General features: G+C 38.9%; 28 protein-coding genes and 1 pseudogene. 16 read left to right on the top strand and 13 right to left on the bottom strand.

Annotated elements, in window-relative coordinates; genetic code table 11:
- Window positions 1-4: 4 nt before the first annotated feature.
- On the top strand, window positions 5-562 hold the full coding sequence (gene hxlB / locus MKX55_RS00925; RefSeq protein WP_042530870.1) for a 6-phospho-3-hexuloisomerase: 558 nt from the start codon (window positions 5-7) through the stop codon (window positions 560-562).
- A 136-nt stretch (window positions 563-698) separates the two neighbouring features.
- Here the strand turns inward: hxlB and MKX55_RS00930 are convergent, their stop codons facing one another.
- The 5 genes from MKX55_RS00930 to MKX55_RS00950 all read right to left on the bottom strand — a co-directional run bounded on the left by MKX55_RS00930 (window position 699) and on the right by MKX55_RS00950 (window position 5,357).
- Window positions 699-1,025, bottom strand: coding sequence for a branched-chain amino acid transporter permease (locus MKX55_RS00930; protein WP_139089184.1), 327 nt, complete (start codon window positions 1,023-1,025; stop codon window positions 699-701).
- Window positions 1,025-1,735, bottom strand: a complete 711-nt coding sequence (locus MKX55_RS00935; protein WP_339235368.1) for an AzlC family ABC transporter permease — start codon at window positions 1,733-1,735, stop codon at window positions 1,025-1,027. The genes MKX55_RS00930 and MKX55_RS00935 overlap by 1 nt, the downstream gene beginning before the upstream one ends.
- Window positions 1,736-1,770: 35 nt before the next feature.
- Window positions 1,771-2,325: an XRE family transcriptional regulator gene (locus tag MKX55_RS00940; RefSeq protein WP_339181458.1), complete on the bottom strand. Its 555-nt coding sequence runs from the start codon at window positions 2,323-2,325 to the stop codon at window positions 1,771-1,773.
- 145 nt (window positions 2,326-2,470) lie between these two features.
- Complete coding sequence (adhE, locus tag MKX55_RS00945) at window positions 2,471-5,068, bottom strand: bifunctional acetaldehyde-CoA/alcohol dehydrogenase (protein WP_339235371.1); 2,598 nt, start codon at window positions 5,066-5,068, stop codon at window positions 2,471-2,473.
- A 61-nt stretch (window positions 5,069-5,129) separates the two neighbouring features.
- Window positions 5,130-5,357 (bottom strand): hypothetical protein, encoded by a 228-nt coding sequence (locus MKX55_RS00950; protein ID WP_042530880.1) that lies wholly within the window; start codon window positions 5,355-5,357, stop codon window positions 5,130-5,132.
- A 640-nt stretch (window positions 5,358-5,997) separates the two neighbouring features.
- On the opposite strand from MKX55_RS00950, the gene MKX55_RS00955 reads away from it, so the two are divergent.
- From MKX55_RS00955 to MKX55_RS00970, 4 genes are all read left to right on the top strand, one after another.
- A complete protein-coding gene (locus MKX55_RS00955) occupies window positions 5,998-6,318 on the top strand; it encodes an antibiotic biosynthesis monooxygenase (protein WP_339235373.1) in 321 nt (106 codons plus the stop codon).
- A 253-nt stretch (window positions 6,319-6,571) separates the two neighbouring features.
- Window positions 6,572-6,970, top strand: a complete 399-nt coding sequence (locus MKX55_RS00960) for a hypothetical protein (protein WP_339235376.1) — start codon at window positions 6,572-6,574, stop codon at window positions 6,968-6,970.
- A 147-nt stretch (window positions 6,971-7,117) separates the two neighbouring features.
- Window positions 7,118-8,212 carry a HAMP domain-containing sensor histidine kinase gene (locus tag MKX55_RS00965; RefSeq protein WP_339235380.1) on the top strand — a complete coding sequence of 365 codons (1,095 nt, stop codon included), beginning with the start codon at window positions 7,118-7,120 and terminating at the stop codon, window positions 8,210-8,212.
- Complete coding sequence (locus MKX55_RS00970) at window positions 8,213-8,899, top strand: response regulator transcription factor (RefSeq protein ID WP_339235381.1); 687 nt, start codon at window positions 8,213-8,215, stop codon at window positions 8,897-8,899.
- 143 nt (window positions 8,900-9,042) lie between these two features.
- Here the strand turns inward: MKX55_RS00970 and MKX55_RS00975 are convergent, their stop codons facing one another.
- Window positions 9,043-9,717, bottom strand: a complete 675-nt coding sequence (locus tag MKX55_RS00975) for a helix-turn-helix transcriptional regulator (RefSeq protein ID WP_339235383.1) — start codon at window positions 9,715-9,717, stop codon at window positions 9,043-9,045.
- Window positions 9,718-9,994: 277 nt separating this feature from the next.
- Here MKX55_RS00975 and MKX55_RS00980 point away from each other — a divergent pair, with 277 nt between their 5' ends.
- The 4 genes from MKX55_RS00980 (at window position 9,995) to MKX55_RS00995 (ending at window position 13,256) form a co-directional block, all read left to right on the top strand.
- Entirely contained in the window at window positions 9,995-10,603 is a 609-nt protein-coding gene (locus MKX55_RS00980; RefSeq protein WP_339235385.1) for a pyroglutamyl-peptidase I, read from the top strand.
- Between the two features lie 19 nt (window positions 10,604-10,622).
- Window positions 10,623-11,150 carry an NUDIX domain-containing protein gene (locus MKX55_RS00985; protein ID WP_339235388.1) on the top strand — a complete coding sequence of 176 codons (528 nt, stop codon included), beginning with the start codon at window positions 10,623-10,625 and terminating at the stop codon, window positions 11,148-11,150.
- 55 nt (window positions 11,151-11,205) lie between these two features.
- Window positions 11,206-11,769, top strand: coding sequence for an isochorismatase family cysteine hydrolase (locus MKX55_RS00990; RefSeq protein ID WP_339235390.1), 564 nt, complete (start codon window positions 11,206-11,208; stop codon window positions 11,767-11,769).
- A gap of 329 nt (window positions 11,770-12,098) precedes the next feature.
- Complete coding sequence (locus MKX55_RS00995) at window positions 12,099-13,256, top strand: alanine--glyoxylate aminotransferase family protein (RefSeq protein WP_339235393.1); 1,158 nt, start codon at window positions 12,099-12,101, stop codon at window positions 13,254-13,256.
- 148 nt (window positions 13,257-13,404) lie between these two features.
- Here the strand turns inward: MKX55_RS00995 and MKX55_RS01000 are convergent, their stop codons facing one another.
- The 4 genes and pseudogenes from MKX55_RS01000 to MKX55_RS01015 form a co-directional block, all read right to left on the bottom strand.
- A complete protein-coding gene (locus MKX55_RS01000; protein ID WP_339235395.1) occupies window positions 13,405-13,824 on the bottom strand; it encodes a VOC family protein in 420 nt (139 codons plus the stop codon).
- 266 nt (window positions 13,825-14,090) lie between these two features.
- Window positions 14,091-15,455: pseudogene (locus MKX55_RS01005) on the bottom strand (transposase); the annotation flags it as partial.
- Window positions 15,456-15,646: 191 nt separating this feature from the next.
- A complete protein-coding gene (locus tag MKX55_RS01010) occupies window positions 15,647-16,072 on the bottom strand; it encodes a hypothetical protein (protein ID WP_042530899.1) in 426 nt (141 codons plus the stop codon).
- A gap of 53 nt (window positions 16,073-16,125) precedes the next feature.
- Window positions 16,126-16,674, bottom strand: a complete 549-nt coding sequence (locus MKX55_RS01015) for a TetR family transcriptional regulator (protein WP_042530901.1) — start codon at window positions 16,672-16,674, stop codon at window positions 16,126-16,128.
- Window positions 16,675-16,853: 179 nt separating this feature from the next.
- Here MKX55_RS01015 and MKX55_RS01020 point away from each other — a divergent pair, with 179 nt between their 5' ends.
- The 5 genes from MKX55_RS01020 (at window position 16,854) to MKX55_RS01040 (ending at window position 20,016) form a co-directional block, all read left to right on the top strand.
- Window positions 16,854-17,780: a DsbA family protein gene (locus MKX55_RS01020; protein ID WP_339235397.1), complete on the top strand. Its 927-nt coding sequence runs from the start codon at window positions 16,854-16,856 to the stop codon at window positions 17,778-17,780.
- A 15-nt stretch (window positions 17,781-17,795) separates the two neighbouring features.
- On the top strand, window positions 17,796-18,101 hold the full coding sequence (locus MKX55_RS01025) for a monooxygenase (RefSeq protein WP_042530904.1): 306 nt from the start codon (window positions 17,796-17,798) through the stop codon (window positions 18,099-18,101).
- Between the two features lie 280 nt (window positions 18,102-18,381).
- Window positions 18,382-18,834 (top strand): MarR family transcriptional regulator, encoded by a 453-nt coding sequence (locus MKX55_RS01030; RefSeq protein WP_339235402.1) that lies wholly within the window; start codon window positions 18,382-18,384, stop codon window positions 18,832-18,834.
- Window positions 18,835-18,858: 24 nt separating this feature from the next.
- Window positions 18,859-19,386 carry a GNAT family N-acetyltransferase gene (locus tag MKX55_RS01035; RefSeq protein ID WP_339235405.1) on the top strand — a complete coding sequence of 176 codons (528 nt, stop codon included), beginning with the start codon at window positions 18,859-18,861 and terminating at the stop codon, window positions 19,384-19,386.
- Window positions 19,387-19,398: 12 nt separating this feature from the next.
- Window positions 19,399-20,016 carry an FMN-binding negative transcriptional regulator gene (locus MKX55_RS01040; RefSeq protein ID WP_339235408.1) on the top strand — a complete coding sequence of 206 codons (618 nt, stop codon included), beginning with the start codon at window positions 19,399-19,401 and terminating at the stop codon, window positions 20,014-20,016.
- 63 nt (window positions 20,017-20,079) lie between these two features.
- Here the strand turns inward: MKX55_RS01040 and MKX55_RS01045 are convergent, their stop codons facing one another.
- The 3 genes from MKX55_RS01045 to MKX55_RS01055 form a co-directional block, all read right to left on the bottom strand.
- Window positions 20,080-20,853 carry a hypothetical protein gene (locus tag MKX55_RS01045; RefSeq protein ID WP_339181491.1) on the bottom strand — a complete coding sequence of 258 codons (774 nt, stop codon included), beginning with the start codon at window positions 20,851-20,853 and terminating at the stop codon, window positions 20,080-20,082.
- Window positions 20,843-21,181, bottom strand: a complete 339-nt coding sequence (locus tag MKX55_RS01050; RefSeq protein ID WP_042530912.1) for a PadR family transcriptional regulator — start codon at window positions 21,179-21,181, stop codon at window positions 20,843-20,845. Before MKX55_RS01050 ends, MKX55_RS01045 begins: the two co-directional genes overlap by 11 nt.
- A gap of 174 nt (window positions 21,182-21,355) precedes the next feature.
- Complete coding sequence (locus MKX55_RS01055; protein ID WP_339235411.1) at window positions 21,356-21,586, bottom strand: hypothetical protein; 231 nt, start codon at window positions 21,584-21,586, stop codon at window positions 21,356-21,358.
- Between the two features lie 382 nt (window positions 21,587-21,968).
- Here MKX55_RS01055 and MKX55_RS01060 point away from each other — a divergent pair, with 382 nt between their 5' ends.
- Complete coding sequence (locus MKX55_RS01060) at window positions 21,969-22,724, top strand: IclR family transcriptional regulator (RefSeq protein ID WP_339181498.1); 756 nt, start codon at window positions 21,969-21,971, stop codon at window positions 22,722-22,724.
- A 145-nt stretch (window positions 22,725-22,869) separates the two neighbouring features.
- Window positions 22,870-23,757 (top strand): NAD(P)-dependent oxidoreductase, encoded by an 888-nt coding sequence (locus tag MKX55_RS01065; protein ID WP_339181500.1) that lies wholly within the window; start codon window positions 22,870-22,872, stop codon window positions 23,755-23,757.
- Window positions 23,758-23,813: the final 56 nt, after the last annotated feature.

Here is a 23,813-nt window from a genome sequence, read left to right on the forward strand (position 1 = left end):
AAAGATGAAAACAACCCAATATTTAACCAACATTGTTCAAGAACTAAGTCAAACAGCAGAACTTATATCTGATTCAGAAACAGAGAAATTAGTGAATCAGATATTAGCATCCAAGAAGGTTTTTGTGGCTGGTGCAGGAAGATCTGGATTCATGGCGAAATCCCTTGTCATGCGAATGATGCATATGGGTCTGGAAGCTTATGCCGTGGGGGAGACGGTAACGGCTAATTTAGAGAAGGATGATTTATTAATCATCGGATCAGGCTCAGGGGAAACGAAAACATTAGGAGCTATTGCTGAGAAAGCAAAAAGCCTTGGAGGAATTGTTGCGGCTGTAACCATTTCTCCTCAATCCACTATTGGTGAGTTAGCTGATATTACGATTGAATTACCAGGGGTAACAAAGGATCAGTCTGAAGGCGGTTATAAGACGATTCAGCCGATGGGATCTCTTTTTGAACAAACGTCCTTATTATTTTATGATGCCTTGATTCTGTGCTGTATGGAGAAAAAAGGTTTGGATTCACATAAGATGTATGGTAAGCATGCTAATCTTGAATAAAGTAGAACCAAAATAATAGAGGATATGCAGTGAAACGCTATTTGTGATGCGTGCTTACTGCCTATCCTCTATAAGTAATTAAAATGCGAATATAATCAAGCAGAAGGTATGTCTACTTAACCCTCGTTTTCTCACATCAAAAAACAACCTGTACCAAAACCATATAAAATATGGTCCCGCCCGCAATAGACAGCAGCATGCTCCGCTTCCAATAGTGCAGGCCGATAATTAACCCAATTGCCAGAAGCTCTGGCAGGAAGCCTTCTAATGATGTAACCTGCACATCTTTTAAGGAATAAACAACTAATAATCCAAATACAGCTGGCGGTAAGACGTATCCTAAGTATTTAATATATTTTGGCGTAGGCTTATCTGCTTTAAAAATCATAAACGGCAGGAATCTCGTTAACAAGGTGCCTGCAACCACACAAGCAATCATAATGATTTGCTGGGTTATCGACATCATGATGAAATCACCTCATTTTTCGTAATGAATTTTTTAATGAGGCTCAGAAAAATCAAGATGATAAGCATGGCAGGAATAATAAAGTTTTCTGTGCCAAATAGAATTAAACATAAAACGGAAGCGGCTATCCCGATGAGGGAGCTGATATGATTACGCTCTTTCATCCACTGGTCTAAAAAGATAACCACGAACAGTGCCGTCATCACGAATTCCAGACCATCCGTATTAAAGGTAATCAGCGAACTGAATAAACTGCCGACAGTGGCACCGCTGACCCAGTAGATTTGATTTAATAAGGTGACATAGAACATAAACCATCCGCTATTTATGTCAGAAGGTGTGCGAGTGGTATTGTTAATAACAAAGGATTCGTCGCACATCCCATAGATGAGATACATTTTTTTCTTGCCGGTTCCTTTGAATTTATCTAACATAGAGATACCATAGAAAAGGTGTCTGGCATTAATCATTAGCGTTAATAAAAATGCACTGAATGGGTTAAATGCTCCCAATAGCAGGCTCCCAGCTACAAATTCCATGGAACCGGCGAAAATAAGAACACTCATTAGAATGGCATAGATTGGCGGAAACCCTAAAGAATGCATGTAAACGCCATAAGCAATGCCTAAAAAAGTAAATCCTGCCAGTATCGGCAACGTTTTTGGAAAGGCATATTTCAACGTAGATAGATGTTCATTTAAAGACATATTTCATTCACTCGCTTTCAAACAATGGAAACTATTTATTTTGCATAATAGATTAAAACAAGAAGGTGAAGTATCTTATCACCGATATTTCTGTAGATATGGGTTTGATCCCCGTCAAAAATAATTGCTTCTCCTTCTTCAATTTTTTCGACAGTACCGTCAATATCCATTTCTAATTGACCCTCTTGTACAAATACGTGTTCTTCCACACCTGGATTGTGAGGAGATGATTTATGTTCATTTTCAGGGTCCAGCTCAACCATAAAAACTTCAAATTGCTTTTCCGGGGAAAAAGGTACAGCTGCATGGACTCTATAATGGTTTTCTGCTTCGGTAACCAAATATCTGTCTTGTTTTTTAATCACTCTAATCGGATTTGTCTGTTGACTGATCAGAGATGAAAAGGATACTTTCAGACCATTGGCAATTTTCCAGAGTGTGGTTACTGTTGGGACAGAGTCTCCGCGCTCGATTTGTGCAAGCATGGCTTTACTTACTTCAGTGAGTTTTGCCGTTTTATCTAAACTTAAGCCCCGTTCTTTGCGGATAGTTTGCAGGTTTTTACTGATATACTCTGTGATTTCCTTCATCGCCTTCCTCCTTCATAAATTCTTCTTTTTTATTTAGAAAATCATTATCTAATAATATAACATACTTCTAGATGTTATAACATACGAAAAAAACGGCATAGCTCTATTCGCTATACCGTTCTTATGCTTTATCTATTGCTATGAACTATCCCTTATACGCCTGGCGGTAAACCTCAGCCAATTCCGTTACAAGCGGCAATTTAGGATTCGCTGTCGTACATTGATCCTCGAATGCGCGGTCGGCAAGGTCATCTGCCTGTGCTTCAAATTCTTTGGCATCTACACCATTTTCGGCGATGCTCATCGGAATATTTAATTCTTCTGCTAATTGGTAGATGGCCTGCACAAGACTTTCTACTCCCTGTTCTGTTGTTGCTGCTGGCAGCCCTAATACACGTGCAATCTCTGCATAGCGTTTGTCAGCGATAAAATGCTCATATTTAGGGAATGAAACGAATTTTGTCGGTTTCTTGGCATTATATCGAATCACGTGCGGCAAGAGAATAGCATTGGCGCGGCCATGTGCAATATGGAATTGGGCTCCTAATTTATGGGCCAGGCTGTGGTTGATTCCTAAGAACGCATTGGCGAATGCCATACCGGCTATCGTAGAAGCATTATGCATTTTTTCTCTTGCTAAAGCGTTACTGCCATCATGGTACGCTTGAGGCAGGTATTCAAACACCAGCTGAATCGCTTTGATTGCCAGTCCGTCCGTATAGTCATTAGCCATATTTGAAACATAAGCTTCAATCGCATGGGTCAATACGTCCATTCCGGTATCTGCTGTAACCGTTTTTGGCACTGTCATGACAAATTGCGGGTCAATAATCGCTACATCCGGTGTTAATTCATAATCTGCTAATGGATATTTTGTATTGGTCTCTTTATCGGTAATTACTGAGAAGGAAGTCACCTCAGAGCCTGTTCCGGATGTAGTCGGAATCGCGACAAACTGTGCCTGCTGACCTAGCTTCGGATATTGATAGACACGCTTACGAATATCCATAAACTTTTGTTTTAAGCCATTAAATTCTGTGTCTGGATGTTCATGGAACAGCCACATTCCTTTAGCTGCATCCATTGCTGACCCGCCTCCAAGTGCAATAATGACATCTGGCTGAAAGGCATCGATTGCTGCTGCGCCGCGCATGACGGTATCCTTTGATGGGTCTGCTTCTACATCAGAGAAGATTTCACAGTGAACATAATCCGGGCGTCTGCGCAGATAATAGAGTACCTTGTCTACATAGCCTAATTCTACCATCATCGGATCGGTAACGATAAAAGCTTTAGATATATTTGGCATTTTCGCCAGATATTGAACCGCATTTTTTTCGAAATATATTTTAGGAGGTACCTTGAACCATTGCATATTTACATTCCTTCTCGCCATTTTTTTAATGTTCATTAAATGCATTGCCCCTACATTGGAGGAAACAGAGTTGCCGCCGTATGAGCCGCAGCCAAGTGTCAGTGATGGCATATAAGCATTATAGATATCGCCAATCGCTCCGTGAGAAGATGGGGAGTTTAAGATGATTCGTCCTGCCTTCATCCTTTTACCGAAAGCATCCTGTATCTCCTGATTATCGGAATGAAGCACGGCAGAATGTCCCAGTCCTCCAAATTCCAGCATTTCCTCCGCGCGCTGCAGCCCTTCTTCCGTGCTGTTTACTTTATAAGCAGCTAAGACGGGGCTCAGCTTCTCGCGGGAAAGCGGATGCTCGGCTCCCACACCGGTTAATTCAGCAACAAGTATTTTCGTATCCTGAGGAACTTGAATACCAGCCATCTCAGCAATTTTCGATGCTTTCATCCCAACAATAACAGGGTTCACGGCACAGGTGTCCGCATTAATGACCAGCTTTTCTACCTTTGCTTTTTCCTCTTTGTTTAAGAAATATACGTTGTTATCTATCATTTCCTGTTTTACCTGCTCATAGATTTCTTTATCGACGATGATTGCTTGTTCAGAGGCACAAATCATGCCGTTATCAAAGGATTTAGATAGAATGACATCATTAACTGCACGTTTCACATTGACTGACTTTTCGATATAGCAGGGAACATTGCCGGCTCCTACGCCTAATGCCGGTTTTCCGGAGCTGTATGCCGATTTCACCATTCCCGGTCCTCCAGTTGCCAGAATGGTTGCGACGCCGTTATGCTTCATGAGTGCCTGCGTTGCTTTAATAGACGGCTTTTCAATCCACTGAATACAATTTCTTGGCGCACCAGCTTTAACAGCTGCTTCATGGACAACTCTTGCCGCTTCCGAGCTGCATTTTTGGGCAGATGGATGAAAGGCGAAGATGATCGGGTTTCCTGTTTTAATAGATATAATAGATTTAAATAAGGTGGTAGAAGTCGGGTTCGTTACAGGCGTTACACCGGCTATCACACCAATTGGTTCAGCTATTTCAATCATGCCCTCCTGCTCATCTTTGCTGATGACACCAATCGTTTTATCATACTTGATATTATGATAGACATATTCGGTGGCGAAGATATTTTTGATGATCTTATCCTCATAGACGCCGCGACCGGTTTCCTCGACAGCTAATTTTGCGAGCTCCATGTGCTGATCTAATCCTGCAAGCGCCATTTCCTTTACAATGTTATCGATTTGCTCCTGATTTAACTGCCGCATTTCGGTTAATGCTGTCTGAGCGTTCTGGACCAGCTTATCAATACTTTCCTCAACGGTTACTTCCTGTTTCATCTTCTCTTTTGTAATCATGTTAAAAGCTCCTTTATATTAGTTTGTGAAACATTGATCATGATATTCCAAAAAAATAAAACTACATTGTTGACGGGTGACGGGGGACTTTGACAAAAGCTATATCTTTAATGAGACATGTATTCGGTTTGATAACTACGGTATAATGCTTCGTCCAAATATAATTTGGTATGTCATGACCTTCTTCCAGACACATCGCTTCAAAGGTATCGCCGATATGCTGTTCAAAGATTTCTTGTGAGTACGATTCAGCATCCGTGTTAAACTCTTTCCATTCATTTAGAATCATTTTTAATCACCCCTTTGTATTTTCTGACTTAAGCATAGCATCTTTCAGCGTGTTTGTGATAAAAAAACCTGTTACATATTTGTGAAATGTTTCACAAACTTATTTTGCCCTAGTCAGCTTGCGTGATGAGAGGTGTTTTATGTTAGGATTTCTGTTTTAAAGGAGGGGGTTTTATATCATCTCGCAGCTGTTACTTCCATAAATCGCCATACTTTGTTCTATTGTGCTGTGGGAAATGATATATTTCTTTTTATTTTGAATATGGTAGAATGATGCGGTATATCCATTTGCATATGGAGTCTTACCATCCGTTAAACTGATACATGTGACTTTTTTCGACATTATTTCCCCGGAAATATTCTTTGATGCGATTTTTTCAGACACGATTTGCATAGAAAATCCCTGCACAATAATTTGGATCGTATAATTTCGCGATTTGTATTGAGTATAAGCTTTTGAGTAGGGAATGGGAGTTTAGCTATTGTTCATCATATTGTTGAAAGTCAGCAAAGTGCGCTTCATGCAAGAGGTCCGCATGGCATCCCGCTCATTCAGCATGCGGTAATGGGTGGAAAACAAGCAGGGGCGGTATTAGAATAGATACAAGGATGATTATCCAAACCAAAGGAGGCTGTGAACGATGATTAAAGTTGTAAATACATTACGCGTCAAAAAAGGAAAAGTAAATGAGGTCGCAGCGTTATTCAGCAAGGCTAAATCGGTGCATACCTTTAATGGATTTGTATTTATGGAGGTACTGATAAAAGAGAACACAGAGGAATATGATGAACTGCAGGTCTGCACAACATGGAAAGATCACGCTTCTTTTGAAGTTTGGAGAGAAAGCAGAGAAACTAGAAAAGCCCATGGATCACAGGATAAACAAGAAAAAGAAGACAATCCGATTCTTGGATCGGAAATATCTACATTTGAAATATTTGTCCAGCATCACCCGGCATAATTTCAATAGCATTGCTTCATAATACATGAAAATCCCGCTTTCCAATAAAGGAAAGCGGGATTTTTGCGGTTATCGACTTTCTTTTCTTCCATTAACTAGACGCTTCCCTGCAGTTTAAGAAAAATTTAATAAATGCTTTAGAAATTGATAATAGACGGGCTGTAATATCTATTCTATCGAATGATGCAGAAGACAACTAAACGGGGAGCGTGAAAGCAAGCCGAAAATATATTTGGAAAGGGAATGACTGTAAATGACAACTAACCAAGCAAAGCAGCAAACTAGAACACTTATTTTAGGATTAGGTGCGTTAGCACTTATCAGACCATTGATGAAAATAACCGGATTGATCCATATCTTTGGCAGTGAAGCGATAGGAAGTATTGCGATGACAATCCTAATCTCCATAGCCTGGATTCTGATTGTTATCAAGAAAAGAGTATCTAATCCAATTCCAGTTCTTGTTTTAGCAGGCGTCAGCTACGCAGCTTTTGCAATTATCCTAAGCGGTATCCTGTCGCCTGTTCTTGACGGCGGATTACAGGGGCCATTGACAAATCCAATTGCATTCGTCAGTGTTTTTATTACTAATATTGTTTGGGGATTTGTACTGGGTGTCATTGCTGCAGCAATACCATATAAAAAGGGATAGTTGTTTTGGAAAACGCGTTTTTCCGAACGAAGGAAAAGCGCCCTTTTATAGATTCGAGACATTTCGTCAAGGATAAAAGAAGGGACAGCTGTCTCTTCTTTTTACAGCATGGCAGCCTGGATTTTATTATAATAGAAGGGAAAGAAGGTGTTTCCATTGTCTATCAGAAAACGGCTGATTTTATCTAATATAGCGATGATTCTTATCCCGGGTGCTTTATTGTTGATAGCAGAAATTGTTCTCGGCTATCTCCTATTTGTTGTTTTTAACGGCAATCCGCAAGGGGACGATTTAAAGGTTTTTGTTCAATTTCGATTTATCGCGATTGCTCTTATTTTAATCCTGACCAATGGTTTATTGACCTATTTTATGTCCAAGAGTATTATCAACCCTATTTCTAAATTATCAACTGCAGCTAAAAAAATCAGTGAAGGCGATTTGGAATACAGCGTCCAGTCGGATAAAAAAGATGAGTTAGGCGAGCTTGCGAATACATTTGAGACCATGCGCCTTAAATTGAAAGAAGCGGATAGAGAGCAAAAGCGGTATGAAGCGAACCGGCAGGAGCTGATTGCCAGTATCTCTCATGATTTAAAAACACCGCTGACCTCCATCAAAGGCTATGTGAAAGGGATTCAAGACGGGGTAGCGAACACGCCGGAGAAGCTGGACAGGTATATGGATACGATTTATAGAACAGCCAATGATATGGACGGACTGATTGATGAATTATTTCTATACTCCAAACTTGATTTAAAGAAGGAAGCCTTTCAATTTGAAAAAGTAGATTTATATGCCTTCTATGCGGATTTTATGGAGGAACTGGCCTTTAATTTAGAAAAGGAACAAGGGAAAGCGATTTTAGCAGCTGATCCTAAGAAAGACTATATGGTAGAAGCAGACCGGGAAAAATTACGAAGAGTTGTGATGAATATTATTCAAAACAGCTTAAAATATATCGGTAAAAAGCAGAAAGAAATTCAAGTGAATTTGACATCTGATACAGATAGAATCGTTGTAGAAATGAGAGATAATGGCAACGGGATAAGGGAGGAGGATATTCCTTATATTTTCGAAAGCTTTTACCGGACAGATGCGTCGAGGAACTCTGCAACCGGCGGAAGCGGTCTGGGTTTATCGATTGCTGCGAAAATCATTCAAGCGCATGGGGGAGAGATTTGGGCAGAGAGCCGGCGCGGGCAAGGAACGAGTATCTATTTCACATTGAAAAGGATGAAGTAAATGCAACGTGTATTGATTATTGAAGATGAGAAGGATATTGCAGAATTAGAAAGAGACTACTTAGAAATAAATGGAATTGAAAGTGATATTGCTGCAACTGGAGAAGAGGGGTTGAAACTTGCAGCGGCGAATTCCTACAGCCTTATTTTATTAGATCTCATGCTGCCGGGTATCGATGGTTTTGATTTATGTGAAAAGCTACGGGCGACATTGGATGTGCCCATATTGATGGTGACGGCCAGAAAAGAAGATATTGATAAAATCCGCGGGTTTGGCAGAGGAGCGGATGATTATATTGTAAAGCCGTTTAATCCGAATGAACTGATCGCAAGAGTGAAAGCACATATGGCAAGATACGACCGCTTAACCAAACGTGATAAGAAATTAAATGAAATTCATATTAGGAACTTGATGATGGATCCTGATTCACGACGGGTTTTTTTGGATAATGAAGAGAAAATATTTACTGCAAAAGAGTATGACTTATTGTATTTTCTAGCATCTCATCCGAATATCGTTTTCACGAAAGAGCATTTATTTGAACAAATTTGGGGATATGATGCTGTCGGAGATAATACGACCGTGACGGTTCATATCCGGAAAATCCGGGAGAAGATAGAGGAGAATCCGTCCTTGCCGCAGTTTATTGAAACGATTTGGGGCGTGGGGTATCGGTTTCGGAAATGATGTATGTATATTCTAGCAATGGCAGCTAATATCTTTGTATCTATACAGGTATTCAGCTTGGCTGTTGCAGCAGATAGATTAAATAAATGATAAAGTAAAACTTCATTCCATGTTTTTTTGCACCCATGGAATGAAGTTTTAGATTATTCATCATCCGTTGTTTTCTCATCGCCGGCAATTTCTAAAAGCTCTTCCCGTGTTTTTTCAAGCAGCTCCTGCAGCTGTTTTTTCTTTTCGGGATTGTCGATAACCTGGCGACCTGTCTTAAAGAAATCATGGAATAGCTGTTGCATCTCAGATCGTAAGTGCTGCATTTCCTCAATATCTACATTTTCAAATTGATTCATCCGTGAAACAAACGGATCCTCCTTCTGATGTTGGTCTAAATAGGCATTGCCTTCCTCGGTAATGTGATATACCTTTTTCCTGCCCTCTTTAACGGCTTCTACAAAATCCTGATCTTCCAGCATTTGCAGGGTTGGATAAACTGAACCGGGGCTGGGTGAATAAAAACCCTTAAATCTTTCTTCCAGCACCTTGATAATGTCATAGCCATGTCTTGGCTGTTTTTGTAATATCTTCAGCAAAACAATTTTAATATCTCCGCGTTTGAAAAAACGTTCGCCGCCACGGCCACGGCCTCTAGCGTCATGTCCTGCAAAGAAATGAGGGCCGCCTCGTCTTTCAAAATGTTCATTCCCCATTCCAAATTTATTCCGTTTTAAGAAATCCTTATGAAATGTGTTGTCTCCAGCAAAAGGATGATGATTAAAATGAGCCTGCTTTTGGAAAAAGGGATGTTCTTCTCGTTGAAACATAATATATTCCTCCTGTTATTATTTTTTACTTTAAAGTTAACGATATATCGTAATGTAATAATAAGCGATATATCGTTAATTGTCAAGATAAAGCATTTTATGGTTTCAACAGGTGGATGAATCGCAGTTGAAATCATGGTTTACTGCATTGTTGGAAGAGGCAGCGTCTGTATATCGGGACGGTTATGATGAGGTGGGTTTAGTGATTACATTCAATCACATATCGTATGCTATACTGAAATCAAATATATATTTTTAAACAAGGCAGGTGCAGTAGATGACAAAAAAGCTGTTGTTAACTGGGTTTGAACCCTTTCTCGATTTTTCTGTGAATCCAACGAAGAAAATCGCAGGAGAATTAAACGGTGCAGCGCTTGGCGATTACACGGTTATCTCTCATGTATTATCTGTAGATTTTCATCAGGCTGGGAAGAGACTCCTCCAATTGATAGAGGAGACAAAACCTGATGCTATTATTTTGCTTGGGCTTGCCGGCGGCAGATTCAAGGTTAATCCAGAACGCATTGCCATTAATGTGAATGACGGACCCAGGGATAATCAAGGTTACAAGCCGGAAAATGAAGTGATACAAGAGGATGGTGCAGACGGATTTTTCTCTACATTGCCGATCAGCAGGATGGTTGAACAATTACAAGCACAGGGTCTTCCCGCTGAAATCTCGAACACAGCAGGAACCTATCTCTGTAATCATGTAATGTATCAAGCTTTGCATTATGCGAAGACAAATAACAACTATCCACCTGCTGGTTTTATTCATCTTCCTGCCTCCCATGAGCTTGCGATCGAGCATGGAAAAATCCCCAGCTGGAGCCATGATGATTTAAAAAGGGCGGTTATTATTTGTATAGAAACGTTATCAAATTAAAATGGCGGGAGGAAATATAATGAAGCTTCGGCAAATGGCGGTCGCTTTTCTTTTTAATGATCAGCAGGAAGTTTTGTTTCTTCAGAAAAAATCAAACAGTCCCTTTCTCCTCGGGAGAATGGTTCCAATTGGCGGACATATGGAGGCGGGGGAAATAAATACACCATATCATGCATGTATAAGAGAGATTAAAGAAGAAACAGGATTAACAGAGAAGCAGTTAAACAATCTGAGACTTCGCTATGTTGTACACAGAATGAGAAATAACAGTGAAATTAGAATCCAATATGTCTATTTTGGAAGCGTATCAGTCCATTCTAATCTACTTGAAAGTGACGAAGGAGAGTTATCTTGGGTGAATGCGCAGGATATTGTTAATCAGGCAGTCACAGCCACCACGAAAGAAATGATGAAACACTATATGGAAATTGGCAAATCAACAAATAAAGTATATGTAGGCACGATGAAATCGTTGAATGGAGAACCGGATATTGCTTGGGGGGTACTGGAGGATTGGGAAAAGCAAGTGGATGGAGAGATAAAATAGCATTCATTAATTATCATTACCAGCTTCATAACATTTAAGAAATGAGGAATAATCCATGAAAAAAGCATTGATAAATATTGATTATACGGTAGATTTTGTGGCAGATGACGGCGCATTGACATGCGGGAAACCCGGCCAGGATTTGGAAAATAGGATGGTTGCTATAACGGAGCGATTTATCAAGGAAGGCGATTATACCGTCTTTGCAGTAGATGTGCATGATAAAGACGATGCTTATCATCCAGAACAGAAGCTGTTTCCGCCCCATAATATCCGCGGGACAAGCGGAAGGGACCTATATGGAGAGCTGCAGGAAACATATGAAGCAAATCGGGATAAAGAAAACGTATATTATCTGGATAAAACGAGATATTCTGCCTTTGCCGGCACAGATTTAGAAATTAAATTACGGGAAAGAAATATTGAAGAAGTACATCTGGTTGGTGTATGTACCGATATTTGTGTGCTGCATACAGCAGTTGATGCTTATAATAAGGGTTTTCGCATTGTTGTGTATAAAGATGCGGTTGCTTCCTTTAATCAGGCAGGGCATGATTGGGCGCTGGGACATTTTGAAAACTCGCTGGGAGCTGTTGTGAAGGAATCAGAGGATAAATAAAAAGCCCATATTAAAACACAGAGAGTATTTTTGCTGTCATGATCTCTGTGTTTTAATATGTAAAATTATCTACACACATCATTTTCTTGGAGTAAATAATTCTTTTTAGAAAATGAAACTTTTCTACACCAAAATGCCTTTAAACCTTCCGTTGCTTCCAAAAATGGAGAAGGCATGAAAGTTCAACTGGAAAATTTTTATCATTAAATGGAAAGCGTAAACTATACTTTATAAAGGAACAATGATATTATTTCTAATATAGATTCATATAATTGAGAATTTACTTAAATATGCGAAACTTGAATAAAAAGGCAGGGAGGAGAAAGGTTATGTATTCCAATATTCTTAGACATCCTGGGCCTACGCCAATTCCTAAAAAAGTGGAAATGGCAATGGGACAAAATATAATCAGCCATCGTTCCGAGGAGTTTACCAGGCTATATCGGGAAACAACGGAACGTGTGAAAACCTTATTCGGAACGAAACAGGATATTATGCTGCTTCCTTCAGGCGGTACGGCAGCTTTAGAAGCGGCTGTGGCCAATACTGCTTCCGCTGGTGATGAAGTAGTCGTTGTCACGATAGGAGCTTTTGGGGATTATTTTGTTTCAATTTGCGAGAAGCATGGTCTGCATGTTCATAAGCTTGAAAAAAACTGGGGTGAAGCGTGTACGAAAGAAGAGCTCGCAAACTTTTTAAAACCCTTATCCGGAATCAAGGCGGTTTTTGTTACTTATAATGAAACGTCTACAGGGATTTTAAACCCGGTCAAGCAATTAGCAGAAGCAGTACACGAGCACTCAGATGCGCTGTTTATTGTGGATGGGGTAAGCTGTATTGGAGGCGCTCCTGCAGAAATGGACCAATGGGGGATCGACATTTTAGTGACAGGTTCGCAAAAAGCAATCATGCTTCCGCCAGGACTTGCTTTTGTGGCTGTAAGTGAAAGGGCTTGGAGGGTCATAGAAGCAAATGGTACGACAGTTTATTATTTAGATTTATTAAGCTATCGTGATTGGGCAGAAAAATCAATGACACCAAATACACCGGCGATTTCATTGATTATGGGATTATCTGCTGTTTGCGATTTAATAGAGGAAGAGGGCGGATTTTCAAAAACCGTAGAACGTCATGAACTCATGAAAAATATGGTTCGGGAAGCCATGAGAGCTCTCTCTATTGACTTGTTAACAAGTGATGAGCATGCCTCCCCAACATTAACGACGATCTGCGCTCCAAAAGGAGTGGAGCTTTCCGACTTTTTAGCACATTTAAAGAAAAAGTATCATCTTGATTTCGCAGGCGGTCTTGGTCACCTTCAAGGCAACGTTTTTCGATTTGGACATATGGGCTATTGCTTCCCAAGCGATATATTACAAGCAGTTTCCTTGATCGAAGCAGGCTTGCAGGATTTCTCGTATTCATTCGAGAGCGGCGCCGGGGTAAAAGCGGCGCAAGATGTTTTCTTGTCCTCTTTAAAAAAGTAATAGATTCATCAGGCATGAAAAGAGTTTTTTAGGCATTCCCTAAGTTTACATAAATTTAGGGAATGCTGCTTTTAAGAAAATGATGGATTAAAATGCAAGCCTAATCTGCATCCATTGCCGGTTTCTTATAATGTAATTTCTCTTGCTTTTATTTTCCATTTCTCTGCATTTTTCTAACATTATCTGAATGAAAAGGAGAATCTTCTGCTTCATTCACCACGCTAAAAGGATTTCCATCCAAATCGAAAAAGTCAAAGCATTTCATACCGCCAAAATTGTTTATTTCAGTAGTTTCTACATTATGGCTCTGAAAGTGATGATGTGCTGCTTCGATGTCATCTACAACAAAATTATAATAAGCATTTTTCTGGCGCCCCTCCGTGATAAATGCAACAGGCTGCTCGGATTCTGCTTTTATCAGAGCTAATTGTGTGGAACCGGCGGCTAAATAAAACCCGGCTCCGTTATCCCAACTGTTAATTTTTTGTGCTCCGAGATATTTTTCATACCAATCTGCAGCTTTTTCAATATTAGTGACAGGAATAAAGATACTGCCGATTTTAAACATAACCATTCCCCCATCCAGTGTTAGTTATTAAAGTAATGAATACTCCCGCCACTTCATTTCTGCTGAAATTTGAAGGGGGGGTTTCTGGGGTATCGACTTTTATGACGATTAACCGCCAGTGGAGTTGACACGTTGGTGTGCTAAAAACACCCAACCCCGCTATCCCATTGGTCCTGCCTTTGGGACTACTTTTATTTAAGAATGATTGCTGCCGGTCGAAGCAGCATCTCAATGCAAGCGAAGGGTTCTTCAAATGCTTCCCGAAAGACTTTCTTCATAATATTTCCGGCTCCATTGACATCGGCATTCACCATAACTCCATGCTTGGACTGATACAGCCCGCGTTTTATTCGCTTACCTGAAAAGGATTTTTTGGAAATTTTTTCACCGTAAACAGGAATTTCATCCCGATCAAGAAAGCTCGCTTTCGATGTGTAGGATTCTTCTGTCACAATGACGTTGATTCCATGTCTCTGAGCCTTGTATTCAATCATTTGCATCAAAAGACGATGCGGAATGGTTGTAAACGATTGGTTATTTCGTTTCCCCATCTTGGCATGTTGTTTCCACGCTTTATTTTGCCCAATAATGATGGTATCAATATCCTCTTCAAGGGCTATTTTTTCGATTTGATAACTCGCTTTATGAAATAAATCTTTGATTTGATTAAAGCGTTTGTAGTTGATTTTCTCCAATCGTTTCGACGTAAACAGACCTTCATTGGTGTTTTTACCCTGTCTAAGAATTCCGTAATAATGCGCTTTCAATTGGTTGTAGCGTTGATTGATGGATTTGATATTTTTGCCCTTCACTATAACAGGCTTTCGTCCTGTGTTGGTGACAATGGTTGCAAGGTTATCCATTCCTAAATCAACGGACACGTACCGTTTTTTCGATGCTTTCATTTCTTGTTCTGACGGCATTTGAAAAATCAGCTCTACCATGTAGTGACCATACTTTGGGATAAGGCGGACTTGTTTCAGTCTTCCTTCCGTAAACCCTAATTTACCGATGTTTAAACGTTCCTTCGTTTTAGGAAACTTCAAAAATTTATTCTCTTTTATGACACAATCTTGGTTTGAAAAAAGAACTTCTTTTTCTTTCTTACGACGATATCCTGGAATTTTTGGTCTTGCTTTAAACTTGGAAGGGTTCGTTTTATATTCTCGTAAACTGCCATAAAATGCTTTCCAATTTTGGAACACCGTTTTCATAACCCCTTGACTCGATTGCGTTGGCAGAGAGCGATAATCTTCTTGTGCCATGGATTTAAAAAGAGCATCCAAAAAATTGTAATCAACATAAGGGTTTTCTCTAGAAGGTTCTTTGAATAAATGACACTTGATTTCTTTTCGTTCTCGGGCGGGTTTTGAATGTTCTTTTACGACCTTCTTTTGATAAACAACGAATTGGTTAGCGTTGATTATTGGCATATGTTTTTGGATAGTATCTAACACTTCTTCCTGAAGCGGCTGAAACGCTTTTTCCTGCGTGAAAGCTGTAAATACCTGCCGGATATAAAAATTGGTCGTGTTATGCATATTCTTTGCATGTTGACACATTTCTTTGAAATATCCGTGCATACGGTGATTCTTTTTTACCCATATTTGCATTGTTTGGTAATTCGCCATTTACTTTTCACCCCCCTCTATATCGAACTAATGTTCTATAACTTATTTTACTATAAAGGGAATAAAAATTCTAGCAAAAAAAAGCGAAAACCGCCAATTCACCTCCCACCTAAAATTCCATCGAATTTTTGAGGAAGGAGTCCTCTTGGCTGAAATGATAGATATCCAAAAATCTTAAGCAGGATTTTGTATTATGCACTAAATTCATCGTCCTTCGAGGCTTGTTGCGTTTCATTTGAAATGGCATATAATCCCAAGCTGCCCCCAGATAAAGTAAGCAATAAAGGAATAATACTTCCGAGAAAAAACGAAAAGATCATGGCAATGACAGCTACGGATATATGCGGTTTGACTGACATGATAATCCCAAGGAAAAAGACAACAATAGCTGCACACATAATAATGAACGTATATATCATATACCCTGTATGAAAAATCCCGCTTACGAGATCAAATAATCCGGAAGTCAATTCAATGATTGGGAAGAATGGAAAAATTGTATCTATCTCGGAAAATTCATAACTGTCTAAGCTGGAATAGATAAAAAAGAACTGGATAGCGGATATTAGACCGCCTAATGAAATAAGTAAACCAGAGATCATTTTTTGTTTATGCATTTTAGTTCATTCCTTCCGAATTCTCTTCATTTTACCTCATTTCACCTGTATCCTCATTCCAGTTTATGCAGAATAAAAGAAAGCAACGGTTGAATGAATGCTTCAGGAGATAACGTGCTTTTTTTCCATTCCACGGAAGCTCCGTAAATGGTCCAGCTGAGGATTGCTGCCATTTTGCGAAGGATATCTTCTTCTTTAGCAGGATTCTCTTTTTGCAGCAGCGGATAGATGATAACTGCCAGATGTTCTCTAATAATACGCGCAATTGTTTCTTCATACCCTTGGTGACAACGGGATGATAAAGTGGTTTGAAAGTTTGCCACCGCAATAAATAACTGGGTGGCAGCATGGTCCCCCCATGTCATTTGATGGATTGCTTTCGTATCTAAATTAAAAAGTAGGACTTCAGATAACACTTTTTCTAATAAATCATATTTATCTTCGTAGTGATAGTAGAACGTAGCGCGATTGACCATCGCTGCTTCGGTAATATCGGTGATGCGGATATCATTGAATTCTTTCTTCTCGGAAAGGGCAATAAATGCATCCATGATGAGTCTTCGCGTCCGTAATATTCTCAAATCTGTTTTCTCTTCGGTCACCGGAATCCCTCCTGTTTTTCAACAGTTTTTAAAATATGTTGTATATACGATAAATCTAGAAGTTTATTGGTTTTTATGTTATTGCTTGTATCCTATAATAGAATAAGAACAGTGTAAATAAAAGAAATTAGGATGAAATAGCTGCTATTTAAAGTAATTTAGAATAAGGAGATTGAAGAATGAGTCAAAAAAAGATGGTATGCGATGTGGAAACAGGTCTGTGTGGAGAAGCTGACGGGGAAGAGATGGAGGCAGTTCAATTCAACCAGCCCAAGAAAGAAATTGATATCTATTATGTGACAGATCCGATTTGTTCTCATTGCTGGGCGCTCGAGCCGGTATTACGGCGTTTTCAGCTACAATTTGGATCGTATTTTAAGTTTCATACTGTGATGGGCGGACTTTTGGAAAAATGGAGCGATACGCCAGTTGACCCGGCTAATGGCATATCAGGACCAGCTGACGTCGTAGCGCATTGGAAAGAGGTTGGGCAGCATTCCAGAATGCCGATTGATGGGTCATTAATGGCGGATGACTATGTCACCTCATCGTACCCGTCGTCCCGCGTTTTTAAAGTAATTCAAAAAGAATACAATGACAAACTGGCGTATACGTTTTTGAGACATGCACGAGAAGCATTATTTGCTTTTAACCAGAACATCTCCGATTCTAAAATACTTGTTGAACTGATAGAAGGATTGGGTCTGGATGGAGAAAAAATTGTTCAGCAGGCTGATTCAGCATTGGGGCATCAATTGCTGGAGGAAGACTTCAACCTGAAAGACAATCTTGGTGTCAGAGGATTCCCGACGATTATTATGGTGAATCAGGAAGGACAAGGAATTAAAATAGTCGGTGCCCGTGCGTTTGATGATTATGTCAGAGGTCTGCAGCAGGTGCTTCCAGAAGACAGACTGCAGCCGAAACAGACTCCTGCATTTGCGGATTTATTAAAACAGGAGAACCTTTTATTCTCTAAAGAAGTGGAAGTACTATATGACCTGGAGCACAGCCAAGTCGGCAGCTTTGCTGAGAAAGAGCTGGAAGCGGAAGATTATCAGATTCATAATCTTCTTGGAGAAAATTATTATACCCTTAAAAAATAAGAGAGGTGCGTAAGAATGGCATATATTTTACAAATCGATTTTACGATGGAAGGACCTTTTGGCGAAGAGATGGCAACTGCATTCCATGATTTGGCAATGAGCATTCGCGAAGAGGAAGGCTTCCAATGGAAGATATGGACAGAAAATCCGGATGCAAAAGAAGCTGGCGGCATTTATGTTTTTGAAACAAAGGAAGCTGCTGAGAAATATTTAGATATGCATACAAAACGTCTGGCACAATTTGGGCTGGAGAATGTACGGGCAAAAGTGTTCGGGATCAATGAGACATTGACTAAAGTGACGGATGGTCCGGTGGAATAGAAATTTACTAAACAGGTGATGACTGTGAGAAGCTGACAGTCATCACCTGTTTTTAAAACGAAAATCCTTTCCTCTTGGAAATGTTTTCTAATTCTATTATCGATTTTCTGAAAGAAAAAGGCTGCAGTTTTAATTGTAGGAGCGGGCAGGGAAAGTAATATGGAGTAATAAGTAATCAATACTCAGCGAACTGTTTAAATTTCGTTGAGTATTTTTTGTTGTAAATACAACAAAAATAAATTAAAATTTACGTATAACAGAAATCGCCGGGGGTGAAAGCATGGCTGAAATCCTGCGTGAAATTGGAATGATTGCGAGAGCGCTTGATTCTATCAGCAACATCGAATTTAAAGAATATGATCTTACCAAAGGTCAATATTTATACCTGGTCCGTATTTGTGAAAATCCGGGTATTATTCAAGAAAAGCTCGCTGAAATGATTAAAGTAGACCGGACAACAGCAGCACGCGCCATCAAAAAGCTGGAGACAAATGGTTTTATTCACAAGAAGTCGGATGCGAATAACAGAAAGATAAAAAAGCTGTTCCCCACAGAAAAGGGAGAAAGCATTTATCCAATGATCAAAAAGGAAAATGATTACTCTAATCAGGTTGCTTTAGGAGGACTGACAGAGGAAGAAGCAGCAGCCCTGGTTTATTTACTCGAAAAGGTTCGAAAAAATATGGAGGTAGACTGGGAATTTGTGAAGAAGGGTAATAAGCGTGCATATTAAATGGGAAGAAGGGAAGATAGAAAGATGGCTATCAAAATAAAAGTTTGCAGTCAGGATGATTTGCAGGCGCTCCAAGAAATCAGTATCGAAACATTTACGGAAACATTCCAAGAACAGAATACACCGGAGAATATGCAAGCGTATTTAGAAAACGCATATACATTGGATAAGCTTCAAAAGGAAATGTCACAGAGTGATTCAACATTCTTTTTCATCTTTTATAATGACCAGCATGCTGGATATATGAAAGTGAATACCGATGATGCGCAATCAGAAGAAGTTGGAGAAGACGCATTGGAAATAGAAAGGATTTATATTCGAAGCGGGTTCCAGCGAAAGGGATTAGGAAAATATTTGATGGACAAAGCAATTGAAATAGCGAAGGACAAAAAGAAGAAAAAAGTATGGCTGGGAGTTTGGGAATATAATAAACAGGCGCTTCTTTTTTATGAAAAGAATGGTTTTGTACAGACGGGGGCACATTCCTTTTTTATGGGAAGCGATGAACAGACGGATTATATCATGACGAAAACACTGAAAGTATACGCTTAAAGGAGGCAGACAATGTATGTACCGAAGCGTTTTAAAGTAACCGATACGAAAGAAATATGGGAATTTGTCAAACAGCATTCTTTTGCAACGCTGGTGACAGCAGAAGATAATATACCTGTTGCGACACATCTGCCAGTAACTGTGAGCAGGGCGGATGATGATTATCGAATCACAGGTCATATGGCGTATGCCAACCTGCAATGGAAAACATTTGAAAGCGTGGATGATGCATTAGTGATATTTCAAGGGCCTCACGCCTATGTTTCATCGACATGGTATGCCCATGAGAATGTTCCGACATGGAATTATCAGGCTGTCCATATGTATGGAACGCCGCGTATATTGGAAAAAGAAGAACTTTTGGAATCATTAAAAACGTTATCGGATACGTATGAAAATCATCGGGACCCTTCCTTTTCAGTGGAGGGTTATACGCCGAAGCTATTGGATGCACAGTTGAAAGCCATTGTGGGTTTGGAGATAAAAGTGACAGAGGTGCAGGCTGCGTATAAATTAAGTCAGAACCGGAACGAAACAGATTATCAGCATATTATTGATCATTTGAAGAAGGAAGGGGATTCTGATTCTGAGCGGATTGCAGAGCAGATGGAGAATAGATTGGAGAAATGAAAAGAATAATCGAAAAAAGCAGCACGTTTTCTGTATTATACGTGCTGCTTCGTTATAAAATTCTTAATTAGAGGTCTTTTTATCCTCTTTTTTCGATGTGTATATTAAAATTCCTATCGCAGTAATAGCGATAACAAAAAATACAATGGCAGAGATCCATACATAAGATTCGCTCTCTGGGCTGCTGCCGCCAGTTACTATTTTTGCAATGATCTCGGGCAAGCAGATCAAGAATATAAACAAAGCCAAAAAGCCTTGTTTCATAATAAGCGGAACGATAATGAATATGCTTAAGAGAATAGCCCCGATAATAAGGTTTACAGTTTGATTACTTTCTGCGATAACAATTCCCGGGTAGTTTCGGATAATAAACTGTGCGCCGACCATAGATGCTATGAAAAGGGAAAAGAAAATTCCATAGCTAATATAGGTTTTTTTACTATCCCCGTATTTTGTAACGATTTTTTTTACAATAATAATTGTACCAACTGTTCCAATAGCCAACACTGCAAGGTTATAAAGGATGACACTAGTATTTAACTCGAAATCCCCGCTAATTAAATCGGGAATGATAAATACCCCCAGCAAATAGATAAGCAATAAAATACTGTATTTTATAAAGCCTTTATCCCGCGGCAGTTCTTCGGAAATGGAACGGATATAATCTTTGACAGAGCCTCCGGTAATGCTTTCGACACTTTGTCCATGTGCTTCTGCTTCTTTTAAATGATCTCGCAATTCTTCTTCTATTTCTTGAATATCTTTATCCTTTTTTCCCCGGCTCATTAATTCCAGACGCAAATTCAATAAGAATTTTTCCGCTTCTTTACTTAGCATCCTCCACACTCCTCATCAAATTATTCATCCCCTTATTCAAATAAGACCATTTATTGCGAAATACAGCTAATTCTTCTAATCCTTTATCTGTAATGGTGTAGTATTTTCGTTTCGGGCCGCCCGTATCGGATTTTTTAAGTTCGGTTTGAACATACCCTTTTTTGCTTAAGCGAAGAAGGACAGGGTAGATACTGCCATCACTGATTTCCGGAAAATCTCGTTCTTTTAATTTCTCAAGGATTTCATATCCATACGTTTCTCCTTGCGAAATCAATCCTAGTATTGCACCGTCTAATAATCCCTTCATCATCTGATCAGATACTGACATGTCGTACCTCCTTAACTATCTTGTAATACACTATAGTTGAATATAAGATAATTGTCAACTATCTTATATAAAAAGGTAGTTGAGGTGTTAGTTGTTTTTTTATGAGGGAGTGTAGAAGTAAAAGCGCGTATAAAAGAAAAAGTACGTTGTTTCCATTCGTTTTATCGTCTAAAATTAGAAGTACGATAATAAGGAGTTGAAAAGCAGTATAATCGGATTACAAATCGGGCTATGCTTTTGCTTTATTGCTATATGTGCCGTTATTGCCTGGTACGAAGGAAGCGGAATAATCATCTCTTCAGACGCATGGAATACTTCTGTTACAATGTTTAATCCGTCTAATGGAATAATAACAAAAGCAAGTGACTTAGTTGTTTGGGGTTTTTTGTATATGAAGCGAAACATTCACAATCTATCTCCTTATCATGGTTGTGATAAGTCTATATTTATTGATTTTAATCGGATATCTGCTTCTCAAAAAAAGGAATAAGTTTCCTCTTTATTTGTGGGAATTATCAGCTGTATTTGTTTTTTAGTGTGCTATTTACTAGCGCAGATATGGTAGACAGAAAAGCTTTTTCTTTACCTTTCTATTGAGCGAGATGATTTGCTGTATTGCCGGATGGTTGATTAAAAGTAAAATGAAGTTACTTTCTCTTTACGAGTAGAACAGGAATAAAGTTGTTATTGAATAGTATAAAATAACATAAAGAAGAATTTTTGGTAAGAAAATGATTAATTGTATTACTATTGAATCTAAGAAAATAAAGGAGTGAGTACATACAAAATGGAGAAAAAAGCAAAAGATAATCTTTTAGATAAATCATTAAAAATCATTCAAGCATTTATTGATCACAATGAGAGCTGGGGAGTCAGAGAATTAGCTGCGTATTTGGATTATACCGTTCCGACCACTCACCGGATTTTATTACAATTAAAAGAACATAGTATCTTAGATTATGACGAACATAAAAATAGATATATTGTTGGAACAGAACTGATAAGAATAAGTGCTAAAGTGGCGTCTAGATCCAGTTTACAAAGTATAGCAAGACCGTTCTTGAAGGCACTTGCAAAGAAATATGAGGAGACAATATGCCTTTTGATGTTAAGAAAAGATACCAGAGAAATTTTTTGGGCAGATAAAGTAAACGGCCCTAAACCGCTGCAATATATTATACCTCTGGGAGAATTGCAATCACTGCCCTATGGAAGCAGCGGGAAATCTATATTAGCATTTCTGGATGAAGATATAATTGATGAGATTTTGAAAGACGACAAATTCACTGAAAAAGAAGTAGCTACTATAAAAAAAGAGTTAATCAAAATAAGAGAAGAAAGATATCATTATTCAGTTAGTGAAAGACTGGAAGGATCTTCAGGAATCGGTTCTCCTATATTTAATTCAGATAATGAGCCAATAGCGAGTATCATCCTGACAGCGCCAACACCCAGAGTTACGAAGGAAGTAATAGAATCTGCATCGGTTGATATAAAAAATACAGCTAAAGAAATTTCTTCCATCTTAGGTGCAACAAAGTAAAATAAACCCGTTTCATAAACTTATGAAATGGGTTTATTTTTTGTTGACAACATAATTTCAATGTTGTAATATAATCTCAATATATGATACATTGTACCAAAATACGATACAAGATGTTTTGATTATTATAACAGAGGTGAAGTTTATGAAGAAGGTTGGTTTTATCGGCGTGGGCGCCATGGGGCATTGGATGGTTAAAAATTTGGTTGGCCATGTTGAAAGTCTAATTATTTTTGATGCTAATAAAAAAGCATTAAAGATGTTTGAGCACGAGCATATTGACTTGGCGAATTCAATAGCTGAGGTGGGAGAGAAATCAGATCTTGTTATTTTAATGCTTCCTAATTCAACGATAGTTCAAGATGTTGTTCTCGGAGAAGGAGGATTGATAAATTCACTAAGAGAAAATGCTTTGATTATTGATATGAGTAGTTCTTATACCTTTGAAACTACTAAAATGAAAGCGCTTTTGGATAAAAAAGGAATACGATTGCTGGACGCGCCAGTCTCTGGAGGAGTTCCTAAAGCTAAAAGTGGAGAGCTTACCATTATGGTTGGAGGGGATAAGGATGATTTACAAGAGGCAAATGAAGTTATCAGACATTTAGGCACCCAAATCAAGCTGATTGGAAAGACAGGGACTGGACATGCTTTGAAAGCAATTAATAATTATTTAGCAGCAGCAACAATGTATGCCACTGCTGAGGCGCTCATGTTAGCTAAAAAAGTAGGGATAGCCCCGGAAACCGCTTTAGAGTCCATTAACACGAGTACTGGAAGAAGTCATTCGTCGGAATTTAAGTACCCGACCTATGTCTTACCAAGAGAATTTGTATCTAATTTCTCATTGGGTTTACAGCTTAAAGATATCAATATGGCGAAGGATATGGCTTCAGATGTTCATATGCCTATGCTCCTTGGCTCCAGTTTAATTGAAATTTATGAAGCAGCTAGCATTACAGGGGGTGATAAACAAGATCATACAGAAATAATTAAATTTCTAGAACGTATTAGTGAAGAAAAATTAACTTAATAGGCGAAGAAAACGATGTATGTAAGTAATTAAAAAATTAAAGATGAAGGAGAGTT

Source organism: Oceanobacillus sp. FSL W7-1281, assembly GCF_037969835.1.
Lineage (GTDB): Bacteria > Bacillota > Bacilli > Bacillales > Amphibacillaceae > Oceanobacillus > Oceanobacillus oncorhynchi.